Source organism: Gelidibacter japonicus, from assembly GCF_010725055.1.
GTDB lineage: Bacteria > Bacteroidota > Bacteroidia > Flavobacteriales > Flavobacteriaceae > Gelidibacter > Gelidibacter japonicus.
The window spans coordinates 12,364-30,615 of record NZ_BJKB01000008.1 but is presented as its reverse complement, the minus strand read 5'-3'; the positions used below and the strand labels follow the sequence as shown (position 1 = coordinate 30,615).

15 protein-coding genes are annotated in these 18,252 nt (G+C 37.6%); 7 read left to right on the top strand and 8 right to left on the bottom strand.

Translation table 11 applies throughout. The annotated features are described in order from the left end of the window. The first annotated feature begins 52 nt into the window (after positions 1–52). Positions 53–937 carry a DUF8428 domain-containing protein gene (locus G6N06_RS09575; RefSeq protein WP_163516273.1) on the top strand — a complete coding sequence of 295 codons (885 nt, stop codon included), beginning with the start codon at positions 53–55 and terminating at the stop codon, positions 935–937. A gap of 220 nt (positions 938–1,157) precedes the next feature. Here G6N06_RS09575 and hutI read toward each other — a convergent pair whose 3' ends face one another. After that, positions 1,158–2,396 carry an imidazolonepropionase gene (gene hutI / locus G6N06_RS09570; protein ID WP_163516271.1) on the bottom strand — a complete coding sequence of 413 codons (1,239 nt, stop codon included), beginning with the start codon at positions 2,394–2,396 and terminating at the stop codon, positions 1,158–1,160. A gap of 125 nt (positions 2,397–2,521) precedes the next feature. Further along, positions 2,522–3,919: a class II fumarate hydratase gene (gene fumC, locus G6N06_RS09565; RefSeq protein ID WP_163516269.1), complete on the bottom strand. Its 1,398-nt coding sequence runs from the start codon at positions 3,917–3,919 to the stop codon at positions 2,522–2,524. Positions 3,920–4,591: 672 nt separating this feature from the next. Between fumC and G6N06_RS09560 the strand changes: the two genes are divergently transcribed. Together G6N06_RS09560 and G6N06_RS09555 are read left to right on the top strand one after the other, a co-directional pair. Further along, positions 4,592–4,975, top strand: coding sequence for a VOC family protein (locus G6N06_RS09560; protein WP_163516267.1), 384 nt, complete (start codon positions 4,592–4,594; stop codon positions 4,973–4,975). Positions 4,976–5,232: 257 nt separating this feature from the next. Continuing rightward, positions 5,233–5,430 carry a hypothetical protein gene (locus G6N06_RS09555; protein ID WP_163516265.1) on the top strand — a complete coding sequence of 66 codons (198 nt, stop codon included), beginning with the start codon at positions 5,233–5,235 and terminating at the stop codon, positions 5,428–5,430. 102 nt (positions 5,431–5,532) lie between these two features. On the opposite strand, the gene G6N06_RS09550 is transcribed toward G6N06_RS09555, so the two are convergent. From G6N06_RS09550 to prfB, 5 genes are all read right to left on the bottom strand, one after another. After that, positions 5,533–8,049 carry a TonB-dependent receptor gene (locus G6N06_RS09550; protein WP_163516263.1) on the bottom strand — a complete coding sequence of 839 codons (2,517 nt, stop codon included), beginning with the start codon at positions 8,047–8,049 and terminating at the stop codon, positions 5,533–5,535. A gap of 4 nt (positions 8,050–8,053) precedes the next feature. Then, a complete protein-coding gene (locus G6N06_RS09545; RefSeq protein WP_205334752.1) occupies positions 8,054–8,473 on the bottom strand; it encodes a hypothetical protein in 420 nt (139 codons plus the stop codon). An 82-nt stretch (positions 8,474–8,555) separates the two neighbouring features. Continuing rightward, positions 8,556–8,897: an arsenate reductase (glutaredoxin) gene (gene arsC, locus G6N06_RS09540; protein ID WP_163516259.1), complete on the bottom strand. Its 342-nt coding sequence runs from the start codon at positions 8,895–8,897 to the stop codon at positions 8,556–8,558. An 80-nt stretch (positions 8,898–8,977) separates the two neighbouring features. Further along, positions 8,978–9,595 (bottom strand): HAD family hydrolase, encoded by a 618-nt coding sequence (locus G6N06_RS09535; RefSeq protein ID WP_163516257.1) that lies wholly within the window; start codon positions 9,593–9,595, stop codon positions 8,978–8,980. Between the two features lie 125 nt (positions 9,596–9,720). Next, a protein-coding gene (gene prfB / locus G6N06_RS09530) for a peptide chain release factor 2 (RefSeq protein ID WP_163516255.1) occupies positions 9,721–10,831 on the bottom strand; the annotation gives its coding sequence in 2 pieces (ribosomal slippage) (positions 9,721–10,767 and positions 10,769–10,831; 1,110 coding nt in all). Positions 10,832–10,941: 110 nt separating this feature from the next. Between prfB and G6N06_RS09525 the strand changes: the two genes are divergently transcribed. After that, positions 10,942–13,356 (top strand): zinc-dependent metalloprotease, encoded by a 2,415-nt coding sequence (locus tag G6N06_RS09525; protein WP_163516253.1) that lies wholly within the window; start codon positions 10,942–10,944, stop codon positions 13,354–13,356. Positions 13,357–13,361: 5 nt separating this feature from the next. Next, positions 13,362–14,387: a threonine aldolase family protein gene (locus tag G6N06_RS09520; RefSeq protein WP_163516251.1), complete on the top strand. Its 1,026-nt coding sequence runs from the start codon at positions 13,362–13,364 to the stop codon at positions 14,385–14,387. 97 nt (positions 14,388–14,484) lie between these two features. Here G6N06_RS09520 and G6N06_RS09515 read toward each other — a convergent pair whose 3' ends face one another. Continuing rightward, entirely contained in the window at positions 14,485–14,808 is a 324-nt protein-coding gene (locus G6N06_RS09515; protein WP_163516248.1) for a YbaB/EbfC family nucleoid-associated protein, read from the bottom strand. Between the two features lie 177 nt (positions 14,809–14,985). Between G6N06_RS09515 and G6N06_RS09510 the strand changes: the two genes are divergently transcribed. Together G6N06_RS09510 and capA are read left to right on the top strand one after the other, a co-directional pair. Beyond that, positions 14,986–17,046 carry a S9 family peptidase gene (locus G6N06_RS09510; protein ID WP_163516246.1) on the top strand — a complete coding sequence of 687 codons (2,061 nt, stop codon included), beginning with the start codon at positions 14,986–14,988 and terminating at the stop codon, positions 17,044–17,046. A 72-nt stretch (positions 17,047–17,118) separates the two neighbouring features. Next, positions 17,119–18,159 carry a cysteate synthase gene (capA, locus tag G6N06_RS09505; RefSeq protein ID WP_163516244.1) on the top strand — a complete coding sequence of 347 codons (1,041 nt, stop codon included), beginning with the start codon at positions 17,119–17,121 and terminating at the stop codon, positions 18,157–18,159. The last annotated feature ends 93 nt before the right edge of the window (positions 18,160–18,252 follow it).

The window sequence follows — 18,252 nt, the reverse complement described above, 5'->3', positions numbered from 1 at the left end:
AAAATAACAAAACTAGTGTTAATTTAAGTATCAATAACTAAAAACAAAACTTATGGAAAGTGCAAACAATAACAAAAATACCGGATTAAAGATTGCCTTGGGTATTCTATTAGCCCTGTTTATTGGAACAGGTTTTTATACCTCAAAATTATACAATGACAAAAAACAAAATGAAGCTGAGTTAACCAAGGAAAAACAGTTGGTTATGAATGACTTAAGCAATATGGCCAAGCAGTATGATATTGCCATAGGTGAAAACAAAGTAGCCAATGAAGACTTAGCTGAAGCTAGAAACAGAATTCAGGGCTTGATGGATTCTTTGAAAATATCTCAAAACAGTGTGAACAGCTTAATGAGTTTTAGAAAGAAGTATTTATCATTACAAGAGGAAATGAATGTCCTTTTGGCTGAAAATGATAAACTTAAAATTGAAAATTCACTTTTAGCGACCTCATTGGATAGTACGAATGTAAGATTGGCGGAGCGAACCATGTTTACAGATTCATTATTGGTCCAAAACACAGAATTGGCAACGGTAGTTGAAAATGCTGCGGTGTTGCAAGCTGTAGGCTTAAAGGCATTTGGTGTGATTGAGAGAAGTTCAGGGAAATTAATACCAACTGAAAGAGCACGTCGTAGTGATAAGATTAGACTGTGCTATACGGTTGCAAAAAACACTTTGGTAGGTGCTGGAGATAAAGAATTATACGTACAGGTCTTGGATCCAAGCGATAATGTGTTGGGAGCCAATGAACAAATTCAATTCGGTGAAACGGTTTTGAACTATAGTTTGATAAGTAAATTCAACTATGAAAACAGAAACCTAAATATCTGTGAGTTTGTATCTCCAAAAGGAGAATTTTCCAAAGGACGTTATGTGGTAAATATTTTCAACAAGAAAGAATTGGTTTCAACTACTGAGTTTACTTTAGAATAGATAGAGATTATCATATAAATAATTAAAACCCGAAAGTCATTTGATTTTCGGGTTTTTTTATATTTTAAATGAAGTACGACATCGATACGTTATGACGATGAATAATCCTATTTACAGCTGAATTCTCCGAGACTTTGCGCCGTTTTGTTTGTTGTTTTAGGAAAGTGGAATTTAATATTTTTTGGAATTTTAATACCTCGTGGGCTCTATTCCAAGGCTTTTACTCCAAAACTTTTCCTCTAATGATTACTTTGTCTATAAGATTATCGCCAAAAGCATACGGAAGGTTATTATAGCTTTCAATTTCTTTTGTGATGATGATATTTGCTTTTTTCCCTCTACAGATGCTTCCATATTGATTTGAAATACCCATGGCATAAGCACCATTTATTGTAGCGGCATTAATGGCTTCTTCTGGCGTCATTCTTAATTTGATGCACGCTGTACTCACTACAAAGTTCATATTGCCACTTGGCGTGGACCCTGGATTATAATCAGTAGCCAATGCCAACGGCAGTCCAGCATCCATAATTTGACGTGCCGGTGTGTAAGGAATACTTAAGAAATATGAACAGGAGGGAAGTGCTACGGGCATTGTAGTGCTGTTGATCAAGGCTTCTATGTCTTCTGCTCTCATTTCTTCAAGATGGTCTACAGAAAGCGCCTTATGCTTAACGGCAAGGGCTACACCTCCAAAGGCATTGAATTGGTTGACGTGGATCTTGGGAATTAGACCGAATGCTTTTCCAGCGGTTAAAATTCTATCTGTATCCTCTAAATCGAAATATCCTTTTTCACAAAACACATCTATATAATCGGCAAGTTTCGACTGGGCAACTTCAGGAATCATTTCAGAAACTACACGATCTACAAAACCTTGCTTATTCTCTTTAAACTCTTTAGGAACAGCATGCGCAGCAAGTAATGTAGTTTTTATAGTTGCCAATGACTCTTTTTTGAGTCGTTTAATTACACGGAGCATTTTCAATTCGGCTTCTACCGTTAGGCCATAGCCCGATTTTATTTCTATCGCGCCCGTACCCAATTGCATCACGTTATTCAATCGTTTTAATGATTGTTGATAAAGCTCTTCTTCTGAAGTGTTTTGAAGTACTTCAGCAGAATTGAGTATGCCTCCGCCACGTTCGGCAATTTCTTCATAAGACAAGCCATTGATGCGGTCTACAAATTCTTGAGATCGATCTCCGGCATACACAATATGGGTATGGGAATCACACCACGCAGGTAGCACCATTTTCCCTTTGGCATCAATAACTTCTTCAGCATTATAATCAATAAAGTCTGACATCGGGCCATATTCAACAATGGTGTCATGCTCTATAATAAGATAAGCATTTTTAATGGTGGGAAGGATTTTCATGTCGGACCCCTTGACTATGGTCACGTTGTTTTCTCTAACTTGAATCAGCTCCTTGATATTGATAATGAGTATGGACATAATTGCGATTTATATAAATGAACTGCGGAATACGCACAAAAAAAAGCAAGTTATTAAAAATAAACTTGCTTTTTTATAAAATTATGAAGGCATTAAATCTTTTGAAGATTCTTATTGGGCAATGATCATTTAAGTCCGCCGACCATATCTTCTGGTTTCACCCATTCGTCATACTCTTCTGCAGTAACATATCCTAAATTGATAGCTTCTTCTTTTAATGTCGTTCCATTTTTATGTGCTGTGTTAGCTATTTCAGCAGCTTTATAATACCCTATTTTTGTGTTTAATGCAGTGACCAACATTAAAGAGTTGTTCAATAAGTGCTTAATAACGTCAAGGTTAGGTTCAATGCCTTGTGCACAGTGCTCATCAAAACTCTTACAGGCATCACCAAGTAACTGAGCAGATTGCAATAGGTTTGCTGCCATCATGGGTTTGAAAACATTCAATTCATAATGACCTTGGGTGCCACCGACGGTTACGGCAACATCATTGCCAATAACTTGGGCACAAACCATGGTTAGGGCTTCACATTGTGTAGGATTCACTTTTCCGGGCATGATGGAGCTTCCAGGTTCATTGGCAGGAATAATGATTTCACCAATGCCACTTCTTGGGCCAGATGCCATCATGCGAATATCATTGGCTATTTTATTTAAACTTACGGCCAATTGTTTTAAGGCGCCATGTGTTTCAACCAACGCATCGTGTGCTGCGAGTGCCTCAAATTTGTTGGGAGCGGTTACAAAAGGTAGTTCCGTAAATTTGGCAATGAATTCGGCAACTCGTTTACTATAGCCTTTAGGGGTGTTTAAACCAGTGCCCACAGCTGTTCCACCAAGTGCCAGCTCACTTAAATGTGGTAAGGTGTTCTCCAAAGCTTTTAAGCCATAATCCAATTGTGCTACATAACCAGAAATCTCCTGTCCTAGTGTGATTGGTGTGGCATCCATGAGATGGGTCCTTCCAATTTTCACCACATTTTTATAATCATTGGCTTTTTTATGTAGTGTGTTACGAAGTTGTATAACACCACGGATCGTGTTTTCAACCACTTTTTTATAAATGGCAATATGCATTCCTGTTGGAAAGGTATCGTTTGAGGATTGCGATTTATTAACATCATCGTTCGCACTGATAACAGGATCCCCTTCACCAATTTTCTTGCCAGCCAATTGCTGTGCCCTATTGGCTATCACTTCATTGACGTTCATATTGCTTTGGGTACCAGAACCAGTTTGCCATATCACCAATGGAAATTGGTCATCGTGCTTGCCTTCCAATATTTCGTCGCAGACCTGAGCAATCAAGTCGCGCTTCTCGATTGGTAAAACGCCCAACTCGCAATTAGTAAAAGCTGCTGCCTTTTTAAGATAGGCAAAACCATAAATAATTTCTAAGGGCATCGATGCGGGAGCGCCAATTTTAAAATTGTTCCGGGAACGCTCTGTTTGTGCGCCCCAAAGTTTATCGGCAGGAACTTTAACCTCGCCCATCGTATCTTTTTCAATTCTGTATTCCATAATTTATGATGATTAATTACTTCACAAAGTTAGCCTTTTTGAGGAGAATTTGTTAGAGGTTTTCTATATTAATTACTAAAGTTAACCGTAAAAATAAACCAATCATGATGCGCGATAAAAAAGTGTAATCCTTAAAGATTGTGCTTTTTAATATTATAAATTCTTGTTTATAAAACATACGATTCCCCACTCATATAATTATGTGGAGAATCCATGCTTTACGAATCAATTATCTCTAAAGTGACTTTTCAATGGCAGCCAAAGGTCCAAAAACATTAAACAAGATATGTCTTTTATGATTTTAGGTCATGATAATGCAATATCAATCGCTTTCTTTAACCACCTGTAATTGTCAATATTCATGCTTTTCACACCAAAAAATAAATACTTTGGATAGATTTTCAGCCTTAATGGCTGAGTCACAAATTACCAAAACCTATGGATAATTCATACTTAAAAAACATATAAAAAACACTTTATCAATCTTTTGAAAAGTAAATCTCAAATAATACAGTATCCGACTTTATAAAGTATGGCGTTTTTTTGGGGGATTACAGACACCTCTTTGATCTGAATTAGGAAGGAAATCCTGGAAAATAGATTTCTTGTTCTAAGAGAAGTATGGTGTAATGGTTTTTATGTAAATTTATTTAAATCTTAAAATAAATTATTATGAGCGCAAAAAAGCCTATAGTCTGGTTCGAAATCTATGTAGACAACATGGAAAGAGCTTCGAAATTTTACGAAAGTGTAATGGATATAAAATTGGAAACACTACTTGCGCCATCAGGTGATGGATTTCAAATGAAAAGTTTTCCGGGGGATATGGAAAGATATGGCGCTAGCGGTGCTTTGGTGAAGATGGAAGGTGTTAATCCAGGAGAAAATTCCACAGTGGTATATTTTGGTAGTGAAGACTGTATTACAGAAGAACGACGTGTTAAAAATGCGGGAGGTAAAATCTTTAAACCAAAGATGTCTATTGGAGAATATGGTTTTATAACCCTGTTTTTTGATACGGAAGGAAACATGGTCGGGTTGCATTCGATGAAATAATATTTGCATAAGAAATTAAGACCGGTTAAAATAGTGATGGTTATTTTACTGAATTTCAAACAATATAGAGGCTCACAGATCCATATAAACTGTACAATTGAAGTTTAGATAGTCGGGTTTGGGGCAAAGTTTAAGTAAACTCTAATCCGGAACGCCAGTAATATTTGAAAACTCTGTTAATAAATCTTAAAATTGGTATTGTATAAACAAAACGATTCTCCTATCTTTGCTATAATTATTTAAAAAGAACTTGCAACATGTTTACATTTGACCAGTATTTAGGATTTTTGGCGTTTATGGCTATATTGACCATGGGTTTTTGGCTAATGATTTTTTTAATGACCTTTGTGATTCCATATTGGGTTTTTGGAGCTTCAATTGAACGCTTTAAGGAAATGCAAGCAGAGCGCAAGGCGAAGAAGGAAGCTTCGACAACAACCTTGGAAGATTTATAAGAATTATCATTAAGATATAAAAAATAAAAAAGCGGTTTCAAATTCTTGAAACCGCTTTTTTATGCTATATACTCAAAGCTTTTTATCTCAAGCTTGGAGAATTTATCCTTGAAAATCGAAGTCTTCATCACCTCCATTGCCACGTTCCATATTTCGTTGTTGTCTCTTTTGTTGGTTGAAACGGTAGGTGAATGAGACAGTATAACTACGAGGTCTCCATTGAAATTCAGAGGAACTATTATACGATGGGGTAAACGACTCCATAGATCTTTTTCTCGTATCAAACAAATCACTTACATTGAATGCAAGCGAGGCACGATCGTCAAATAGATCCTTACTAAAGGCCATGTCGGTAGAGAACATTCCATCTCGTTTGTTTTGGGCATCTTCACTTGGTCCCATATAAAATACCCTTGTTTGCCAATCAATTTTTCCAGGTAAGGTGTATTTATTATTTAAACGGAAGAACCAACTTAAATTTTCAGCGCCGTAATCTACATTATTGTAGATTCCTTCAGTTTTCGATTGAAATAAATTGAAATTACCGTTCACGTTCCAATCTTTAGAAGCTCGGTATGCTAAGGTAAATTCGAAACCAAACCTGTCATTTGTTGCCAAGTTGATAGGTGTCCTTCTTATGACAGGAATCACACTTTCATATTGAGAGGTGATATTGTCAAAATCCGGATCGTTTTCATTAATGGTAAAGTTGATGTCTCTGATATAGAAATCACCCGTAGCTTCACTGATGAAGTTAAAAACATCTGTAGCTCTCTCATAATAGATAGAAGAATTCAAAGTGAATTTATTGAATTTCCATAAATAACCTAAGTCCACTTTATTTGAGTAACTAGGGTCAATGTCTGGATTTCCCTGAAACACACTTGTTGGACTGCTTCGAGATGGAAACGGGTTGATAAAATAAGATCGCGGTCTTCTGATACGACGATTATATCCTAGCTGGACACTCTGGTTTTTATCGATTTCATAACCTAAATTGACAGTTGGAAAGAAATCTACGTAATCCTTTTTTTGCAGGTCGTTAGTGGTTTTTTGGTCGATAGTTATACGGGAGCCTTCCATACGTAAGCCCATTAAATAAGAAAACTTATTACCAACCTTACTACCAAACTGAGTATAAACAGCATTGATATAATCTCTATAAATCAAGTTATTGCTGACATCTGTGTCCAACTCATAATTACCATCTTCGTAGAATTCCAAGCTATAATCCGTATCCATTTCATTGAAATTACCTCGATAACCCAATTCAAACTGACTGTTTTCGCCCAATGGGTGTACATAGTCAGCCTGTAAAAGGATATTATCTTGGGTTTGAAAGGTTTTTATACGCTCAACATTATCTCCATCTTGAGAAATAAATGACCTATTGTCCTCATCACTTGTCTCATATTGAAAATCAAAAGTCAATTTATGTTGGCTGTTGTCATTGAATTGCTTATCAAAGTTAACCGAGTATTGAATGGTTTTATCATCTCTAATTTCAGGATTAAAACGCTCGGAAGTCGAGGTCAAAATATTATTGGAGTCGTATTCTTTACTGAAATTGGTAGAATTATTGTCGCTGTTGCTATTTCTGTAAACCAATGATGTTGTTAAGGAAGCTGTATTGTTGATATACCACTCCACACCCACGTTGGTAGAAATACTATTGCTTTCTCTGTTGGACTCTCTAACTTCGTTAAGAAACGTATCAGGTCTGTCTTCAATAATATTCCCATCGTCATCGCGTTTAATATTAAAGAATTGGGTGTCTGTATACGAGTTTCCAGGAGATTCTCTGTAGTTATATCCCGTAGTATTGAAAAAATTGAAATCGCCCGTTCTGTAGTTAATGTTTCCAGAGAGTCCAGCCGATGCAGGATATCCAGCATTGGCAGAAATAGCTCCATTTAAGCCCTGTAACTTACTTCTACGTAAAATAATATTTAAGATTCCGGCAGTACCCTCTGCGTCATATCTAGCCGATGGAGAAGTAATCACTTCTACACGCTCAATGGACTCAGCTGGCAGTTGACGCAAGGCATCTGTAGAATTCAGTCCAACCAATCCAGACGGTTTACCGTTAATAAGGATGGTAACGTTATCATTTCCCCTTAACGCAACGTTCCCTTCAACATCCACTGACACTGAGGGAATATTGTCCAACACGTCGCTCACAGTTCCACCTCTAACGGTCAAATCTTGGCCAACAGTATATATTTTTTTATCTAATTTAATTTCGACGCTGGTTCGTTCAGCAATAATGGAAACCTCTCCCAAGGCCTGGGCATCAATAGCGATTCCCAAAACACCTAAATCTGTATTTTGGATCAAGGTTCTATTTGGGATTGTTTTAGTTCCATAAGAGATGTACTCTACAGAAATATCATAGGTGCCTCTTGGTACCTTAATATCAAACTTTCCATCTTCCCCGGTGATGCCACCTGTAACAATTCTGTTTTCTTTCTTGCTAAAAAAGGCGATGGTTGCATATTCTAACGGCTGATTCACATCTTTGTCCATTACAATACCTGTAATGGAGACCTCATCTTGAGCGGAAACAAGATTTGAAGTTAATAAAAAAAGTAGGGTAAATGCGTAGGAAATTAGTTTCATTAGTTTAATTGTTTTTCTTTGTTTTTGTTTTTTGTAATTTTTTTATTTCACCTTTGTTATCATCTACAAATCGTTGAATAGACGCGATTGTTTCTTCTGTATAGAGTTCTTTGACGTCCGAGAAATGTGAGATTTTCAATTGGTCAACCATCGGTTTTTTCTCATATTCTTGATATACTTCAGAAAACATGATCTGATTTCGTTTTTTATAGAAATCGTCAATTTTTTGCTTTATAATTTCTCCTTTAAACTCATCCACATTTAAAAGCTTTACATAAGTATCCACGCGTTCTCTATATTGATCCATTTGTTTTTGCATGTACTTCTCTCTCTCCTTTTCCATGGCATCATTAGTTTGGGCATAGGAAGTTAGCACGCTCAAAAAAAGCATGAAAAAGGTTAGTCTCATTGTTTTTGCAACCATAATAGGGGTGGTTTAGTTATTAAGAGTGCAAAAATAGAGCTTGGTTTAATGAGGTTTGGTTAAAGTTGTGTTAAAGAAACCTCTATAAAATTTCGAGAATTTTTTTTGGGGGACGCCCTATTACCGCTTTGTTTGCCTTAATTACTATAGGGCGTTCAATAAGCTTAGGATATTTTGCCATGGCGGCGATAAGCTCATCATCAGTTAAGTCAGAGTTTTTAAATTTTTCTTTCCAAATGGACTCATTGGTTCTAACAAGTTCAATAGGCTTGATTTTTAAGAGTTTAATGAGTTCTTTAAGTTTTTCCACACTCAGCAATTCGTCCATATACTTAATCACCTCGTAGTCCTCTTTTTGAGTTTCGAGGATTTCCAAAGCTTCCCTCGACTTGCTGCATCGAGGATTGTGATAGATTATTGTCATTTTTACACGTGATTTTTAAAATAAAGTGCAAAGATACGCCTATTCACCACATCAACCTATGGGCACTATTGCTGGCCTTTTCAGAGATTAATGCCAAAAACTTTTAATTCTTCTTTGAGATTTTCGGAATTCCTAAAATGAATGGTATTGATTCCCAGTTCTTCAGCGGCGAGGATGTTTCGAAGATTATCATCTATAAAAACTGAACGTTCTGCTCTAATATTGAAACGGTCCAAGGTCAGTTTGTAAATTTCTTTAAAAGGCTTTCGGGTTTTCTCCTCACCTGAGACAAGGATGCCGTCAAACCAATGTAAAAAATCAAAAGTTTCAAGTGCAATCGGAAAAGTTTCATGGCTCCAATTGGTAAGTGCAACGACTTGAAATTTGTTGCTATCTATTAATTTTTTCAAAATTTGAACGGTACCATCAATAGGTCCGCCTAACATCTCTTCCCACCGGTCATAAAACATTCTGATCAATTCTTCATGTTCTGGAAAGAGTGCGATACGGTCTTCAGTGGCCTTTTCCAAAGGGTAGCCTGCATCTTGGTTCTCATTCCAGTCGTGCGTACAAACATGGTCAAAAAACCATTGCATTTTTTTTCGATCGCCTTCAAAAGCATCTAAGTACACGTATTCCGGATTCCAGTCAATAAGTACGCCTCCAAGGTCGAAGATTATAGTGTCTATTTTTTTCATATCATTTTCCACGAAAGTACGAATCTCTTTTTCTATTATGGTTTGGTTTGTTCCCGCCTGCGCAAATGCCTACCTGTATCCACTTCGTTTTGGATCGGCGCAGACAGTTTCAATTTTATATCCATCTAAAGCTCATTAGGACTCTCATCTTTTTGTCCCATCAACATTAAATACGCCTTTAAAAATTCGTCAATTTCACCATCCATCACATCGTCAACATTACCAGTTTCGTGACCTGTTCTGACGTCTTTTACTAATTTATAGGGATGCATAACATAGTTTCGAATTTGACTTCCCCATTCGATTTTCATTTTGCCAGCTTCAATATCTTCACGTTGCGCCATTTGTTTTTGCAGCTCAATTTCATATAACTGCGATTTCAGCATTTGCATGGCTCTTGATCTATTATCGTGCTGCGATCGGGTTTCTGAACATGAAATTTGAATACCCGTTGGCTTGTGGACCAATTGCACTTTGGTCTCCACCTTGTTAACATTCTGGCCGCCAGCACCACCAGAGCGTGCCGTGGTAATTTCGATATCTGCCGGATTGATGTCAATTTCAATAGTATCATCCACAAGTGGATATACATAAACAGAAGCGAAACTGGTATGGCGTTTGGCATTACTGTCAAAAGGAGAAATGCGTACCAATCTATGAACACCATTTTCACCCTTTAACCAACCAAAGGCAAAATCGCCGTCAATTTCTAAAGTAACTGTTTTTATACCAGCCACATCACCTTCCTGAAAGTTGAGTTCTTTAACCTTAAACCCGTGTTTTTCAGCGTACATGAGGTACATGCGCATGAGCATACTGGCCCAATCACAGGATTCGGTGCCACCTGCACCAGAGGTGATTTGAAGAACCGCGCTCAAACTATCACCCTCCTCGGAAAGCATGTTTTTAAATTCTAATTTTTCAATATGATCGACGGTTTTTTTAAGATGCGCTTCAAATTCTGAAACCGAAATTTCTTCCGCTTTATAGAATTCATAAAACACTTCCAATTCTTCCACTAGCGTTTTGGCAGTGTTATAATCGGCAACCCATTGTTTTTTTTCGCGTAAGGATTTCATCACAAGCTCGGCAGCCTTGGAATCATTCCAGAAATTAGGGTCGAAGGTTTGAACTTCTTCGTTTTTTATCTCAATAGTTTTGGCATCTATGTCAAAGATACCTCCTCAACGCACCAAGGCGTTCTACAAGACCTTTAACTTGATCGGATGGAGTCATTATTATGTTAGTTTTTCGCAAAGATATCATTAAAACTAGGCAGAATTAAAGAAATAATGGGATAATTTTTTAAAGTTAATTTATGTAATTTTATAAGCTAATTGACCATTATGAAAAAACATCTTCTTTATCTAATTTTAGTAGTAATTGCAAGTCCCTCATTTTCACAAGTGTTGAAGGATAAGAAAGTACAAGCCTATAAAGGTTTTTTTAATTTTTATTATGAAGAAAAACAGGATAAGATCTATTTGGAAGTCGATAAAATAGATTTTGAATTTCTTTATGTAAATAGTTTGGCAAGTGGTGTCGGTTCCAATGACATCGGATTGGATAGAGGCCAGTTGGGAGCTAGACGCATTGTTAAATTCATTAAAGCAGGAAATAAACTCCTATTGGTCCAGCCCAATCAGGATTTTAGGGCCATTACCGATAATGCTCCCGAAAAGCGGAGTATAGAGCAAGCTTTTGCACAATCAGTATTATTCGGATTTAAGATAGAGGAGGCTATAGACGGGAAATATATCATAGATTTAACACCATTTTTACTAGAAGACGCCCATGGCGTTGCCAAAAGATTAAAAGCACAAAACGAGGGGACTTACAAAGTTGATCTATCAAAAAGTGCGCTGTCCTTAGAGCGAACTAAAGCGTTTCCGAAAAATGTAGAGTTTGAATCCCTATTGACATTTGATGGGGATGCCAAAGGTCGAAATATTAGAAGTGTTACGCCAACATCGTCATTATTAAGTGTTATCCAACACCATTCGTTTATAGAATTGCCAGATGATAATTACAAACCTCGCGAATTTGATCCTCGCAGTGGTGCGATATCTATTTCCTATATGGATTATGCCACACCAATCGAAGAAAACATTGTAAAACGATTTGCGATCAGACACCGATTGGAAAAGAAAAACCCGGAATTGGCAATGAGTGAAGCCAAGGAACCCATCATTTATTATCTTGATCCCGGAACGCCAGAACCTGTGCGTTCTGCGTTATTGGAAGGTGCTCGTTGGTGGAACGAGGCCTATGAGGCCATTGGTTTTAAGGATGCTTTTCAGGTAAAAATGTTGCCCGACGATGCTGATCCTATGGATTGCCGGTATAATGTGATCCAATGGGTGCATCGGTCCACACGTGGATGGAGTTATGGCGCCTCCGTAGTCGATCCAAGAACAGGTGAAATTATTAAAGGTCATGTGAGTTTAGGAAGTTTACGTATCCGTCAAGATTTTTTGATTGCACAAGCTTTATTGAATCGGCCTTTTGCGGATTCTGACACCAATAATTCACCTATGCTAAAAATGGCCTTGGCCAGAATACGTCAGTTGGGTGCACATGAAATAGGACATACACTTGGATTTGCGCACAATTTTGCAGCGAGTAGCAACAATGATGCTTCTGTTATGGATTATCCTCATCCCAAAATTACATTGGATAATGGAAACGTCAGTTTGGAAAATGCTTATACCGATGGTATTGGGGTATGGGATAAAGTAACCGTTGCTTATAGTTATTCAGACTTTGATAAAAACATCGATGAAAAGTCGGCACTCAATGACATTTTAAAGAAAGCTCAGGATGAAGGTCTTCGGTTTATTTCAGATTCAGATGCACGAGCGCCAGGTGGTGCACATGTTTTCGCCCATCTCTGGGATAACGGTAAGAGCGCATCTGAAGAACTTGATCGGGTCTTGAAAGTCCGTGAACAGGCAATCTTAAATTTTTCCAAAGACAATATCAGAAATTATGAACCTTATTCTATTTTGGAGGATGTCTTTGTACCGCTTTATTTTTTCCACCGATATCAAACTGAAGCAACTTCCAAATTGGTTGGTGGAATGGATTATAATTATGCGCTTAAGGGAGATGGACAGCTGATAACCAAAGTGTTGGAGGCAAAGATTCAGAAAGATGCATTAATAGCCTTGTTAGCTTCCATTTCAGCAGAGACCTTGGCGATCCCGAAGGAAAAATTGGAATTATTTCCTCCACGGGCATTTGGTTATGGTAAAACTCGTGAGTCTTTCGCAGGGAAAACAGGAGTTGCGTTTGATGCGCTCAGTGCTGCATCAACAGCCAGCGATATGACTTTGGAGTTTTTATTAAATCCGCAACGTGCCAATAGGCTTGTACAACAAAAAAGTTTGGATGACAACCAATTAGGATTAGAGGATGTACTTAATGATCTCATTGCAAATTCGTTTGGTAAAAGTCATAAAGATCCTTACCTGTTTGAAGTTCAGCAAGCCATAAATGTTAACGTCCTAAAGTATATTATGAACCTTGCCGTATCTGACGCGGCATATTTTCAGGTACAAGCCAAGGCATATGATGCGATAGGGGAAATCTCAAAAAGCTTATATGACAAAAAACGAGATAAAAACCTTTATGCCGCTCAATATGCACGTATGATTTCCGAACTTCGGGAGCATCCTGAGAAGTTCAAAATAGAGCCAGCACCACGTATTCCTGATGGTTCACCGATAGGATCAGACGATTGTGATTATATTCTAAATTAAAAAAGATGATTATAGATTTAAGAAGTGATACCGTTACCAAACCGACCCAAGGCATGTTGGAGGCGATGATGAGTGCCAAAGTTGGTGATGACGTGTATAAAGAAGATCCAACAGTTAACAAGCTTGAGGAGCGACTTGCCGATATGTTTGGTAAATCGAAGGCTTTGTTTTTTCCAACAGGGACCATGGCTAACCAAACAGCTTTGAAGTTACACACCAATCCTGGAGATCAGGTAATTTGCGATAACAACGCACATATTTATCATTACGAAGGCGGTGGTGCTTCATTTAACAGCGGTATTTCCTGTAAGTTATTGGAAGGAAACAGAGGCATGTTCACTGCAGAACAGGTGATTGAAGCAATCAATCCACCCGATTTTTATCACAGTCCGCTAACCGCATTGGTAGAAGTTGAAAATACCGCCAATAGAGGTGGAGGTTCATGTTGGGATTTTGAAGAACTTAAAAAAATACGAACGGTCTGCAATGACCATGATTTAGGATACCATTTAGATGGGGCACGTATCTGGAATGCTTTGGTGGCAAAACCTGAAACGGCGCGTGATTATGGGCAGATTTTTGATACCATATCGGTTTGTTTGAGCAAAGGCTTAGGTTGTCCTATAGGGTCGGTTTTGATTGGGGATGAAGACATCATGCAAAACGCCTTGCGCATACGAAAAGTCCTGGGAGGAGGGATGCGGCAAGTAGGCTATATGGCTGCTGCTGGACTATATGCCTTAGATCATCATATTGAGCGCATCTCTGAAGACCATCAAAAGGCTAAGGAAATAGAGCAATTATTGTCGAAACTTGAGTTTATCAAAAAAGTGGAGCGTGTTGAAACCAATATTATCATCTTTGAATTGGTTGATAATAAGAATGATACAAAGCTTCTAAAATTATTGGCAGACAAAAATGTACGGTTGAGTACTATGGGGGGAGGCAAACTTCGAATTGTGACGCATTTGGATTATACGGATGAAATGCACGACAGATTTTTGAGTGAACTGCTGATTTTAAATCTTTAATAGGTGAATTATCTGTCAGTTTAAGTGCAGTTGGGAGTATAGAAATATTCTATGTTTGCTCTCCACTGCACTCAATAAAACAGTAGTGGTGGAAATATTATTTAAACATGTCCAAGCCAGGAATATTTGGCATACCATCTTTTGCAACAGCAGCCAGTTCGGCTTCGTTTATTCGTGTAGCTTTTTCTATAGCGTTATTCATGGTCAAAATCAAATAATCCTCAAGCATTTCTTTGTCCTGCAACAATTCATCATCGATAACAATAGATTTTATGGTTCTGTTGGCCGTTAATGTTACTTTTAACTTTCCATCAGTACTCTGCTCATCAACCAAAACATGGTTCAATCGTTCTTTAGTTTCTTCAACTTTTTTCTGGGTTTCTTTGAGTTTATTCATCATACCCATCATATCTCCAAACATATCCTTCAGTTTTAAAATTTAGAGCAAAGTTAAAAAAAGATTTAGACAGCCTCGAAGTCTTATGGGTCTTTAATTTTATAAATAAACTTTTAATGTTTCTGAAATGCTTCTTTTAATTTCTCTTTGCCGTCTCTTCTTTAAAATAGTATTTTTGCAATCCGTTATAAATTAAAACTAATGATCACAAATATTCACCCGCCAAAAGCAAATCAAATACCTAAAATACTGACAGCGCATAATGACAATCGTCAGGATGATTACTTTTGGTTAAATGATAGAGAAAATCAAGAGGTTATTGACTATCTCAATGCTGAAAATGACTACTATGATGAGATGACCTCAAAGTATAAGGATTTTGAAAATTCGTTATTTGAAGAAATGAAGGCTAGGATTAAGGAAGATGACGAGTCGGTTCCATATAAGTATAACGGGTATTGGTATATTGTAAAATATGAAATAGGAAAAGATTACCCTATATATCTTAGGAAAAAGGATTCTTTAGAGAATCCCGAAGAATTGTTATTCGATTGTAATGTGATGGCCGAAGGGCATGATTATTTTAAATTGGTAGGCTTGAGTGTGAGTCCGGACAATTCCATGATAGCTTTTGGAATCGATACAGTTGGAAGGCGCAATTATACGTTGCAAATCAAGAGCTTAATTACTGACGAAATATTTTCTGATGCCATTGAGAATACCACCGGCTCTGCAACCTGGGCCAATGACAATCAAACTTTGTTTTATACCGTTAAAGATGAAAAAACACTGCGATCAGATAAAGTTTTCAAGCACAAATTAGGCCGCTCGTCTGCGGATGATACCCTTGTTTTTCATGAAGAGGATGACACATTTGGCGTGGCTGTTTTTAAGTCAAAGTCAAGGAAATACTTGATCATAGCTTGTTATAGCACATTGACCAATGAATATTATACCCTAAATGCCGATACACCAGATGCCGAATTCAAGATTTTTCAAAAACGTGTTCGAGGATTAGAATATAGCATATCACATTATGACGACCAATTTTATATTGTTACCAATGCGGATGGTGCCATCAATTTTAAGTTGATGAAAACTCCGGAGAATGAAACTGAAATTAATCATTGGACAGAAGTTATTCCACATAGGGCAGACGTATTACTTGAGGATATTGAAATTTTTAAGGATTTTTTGGTTATCAGTGAACGCTCCAATGGCCTGAACCGCATTCGTATCAAGAGATGGGAGGGCACTGAGGATTATTACCTTCCTTTTGACAACGAAACCTACACAGCTTATACCTCTACCAATGTGGAGTTTGATACGGACATTCTCAGGTACGGCTATAACTCCATGACTACACCTTCGTCGACCATTGAATTTAACATGGTCACAAAGGAAAAAACTATTTTAAAAGAACAACAGGTACTTGATCCTAATTTCAATAAAGACGATTATGCTTCTGAGCGTGTTTGGGCAACTGCAACTGATGGTACAAAAGTGCCCATTTCTATGGTGTATAAAAAAGGGATCAAAAAAGATGGTACAAACCCAGTCTTGTTGTACGCCTATGGTTCATACGGACATACCATAGACCCTTATTTTTCAAGTATTCGCTTAAGTTTATTGAACAGAGGATTTGTTTATGCCATTGCCCATGTAAGAGGTGGGGAGTATTTAGGCCGAATGTGGTATGAAGACGGAAAACTGCTTCAGAAAAAAAACACCTTTACCGATTTTATTGCTTGCTCCAAATTTCTGATTTCGGAAAACTATACATCATCTGAACACCTGTACGCCCTAGGCGGAAGTGCCGGTGGATTATTGATTGGCGCCGTTATTAATGAAGCACCAGAACTCTATAAAGGGGTTATTGCTGCGGTTCCGTTTGTAGATGTCGTGACCACCATGTTGGATGATTTAATCCCATTGACCACAGGAGAATATGACGAATGGGGAAATCCTAATGATAAAACCTATTATGATTATATGAAGTCCTACTCGCCATATGACAATGTTAAAAGGCAGGATTATCCTAATATTTTGGTAACGGCCGGACTCCATGATTCCCAGGTGCAATATTGGGAACCGGCCAAATGGGTAGCCAAACTAAGAGCATATAAAACAGACAATAATATATTACTTTTAAAAACTAATATGAAAGCTGGGCATGGTGGGGCGTCTGGACGTTTTGAAGCTTTAAGGGAGGATGCAGAAGAGTACGCCTTTTTGTTAGATTTAGAGAATATTGATTCCTAATTGGAAAAAAAATCGTATTTTTGCAAGGTTTTAGATTACATTTTTCTAAATTGTAATCGGTAAATAGCATTTATGAAGAAAAATATTCAGGTATTTGATAACGTACTGCAACTCATAGGCAATACACCCCTTATCAAATTAAACAGAATGACAGCCGACTATGATGGCGAATTTTTTGCTAAAGTAGAGGCTTTCAATCCAGGTCACTCTTCAAAAGACCGCATTGCACTGCACATTATAGAAGAAGCGGAACGACAAGGAATCTTGGCGCCAGGTGATACCATAATTGAGACGACCTCAGGGAATACGGGTTTTAGTATTGCCATGGTGAGTATCATCAAAGGATATAAATGTATTCTTGCCGTAAGTTCAAAATCATCCGCCGATAAAATTGACATGCTAAAATCCATGGGAGCACAGGTTTATGTGTGTCCTGCGCATGTGAGTGCTGACGACCCTAGGTCGTATTATGAGGTTGCAAAACGACTGCACGAAGAAACAAAAGGTTCTATATATATCAATCAGTATTTTAATCAACTAAATATTGATGCGCACTATCACAGTACCGGTCCGGAAATCTGGGAACAAACGGAAGGTCACATCACGCATTTGATTGCTTGTAGTGGCACTGGTGGTACTATTTCTGGAACCGCAAAATACTTAAAAGAACAAAATCCAAATATTAAAATTATAGGCGTAGATGCTTATGGTTCTGTTCTGAAAAAATATCACGAAACCCGTGAGTTTGACCACGATGAAATTTATCCATACAGAATTGAAGGTTTAGGAAAGAACTTAATCCCTACGGCCACTGATTTTGATATCATCGATGAGTTTGTCAAGGTTACCGATGAAGAAAGTGCGCATGCCGCGCGTGAAATTTCCCGTACTGAAGGTTTGTTTGTTGGATATACCAGTGGTGCTGCCATGCAGGCCATAAAACAACTGAATGAAGCAGGCGAATTTAAGGCTGGGGATAAGGTGGTAGCCATTTTTCCAGATCATGGATCTCGCTATATGAGTAAGATTTATAGTGATAAATGGATGGAAGAACAAGGCTTTTTTGACAGTAAAAAGGTTTCTACAATAGAAACTATTCAATATATAAAATAACTAAAACCACAGATACAATCCTATAACTTGATGACTTTGTTGTAGGATTTTTTGTAGACGAGAATCTTATAAACAGCGGTTTATAACTTAATT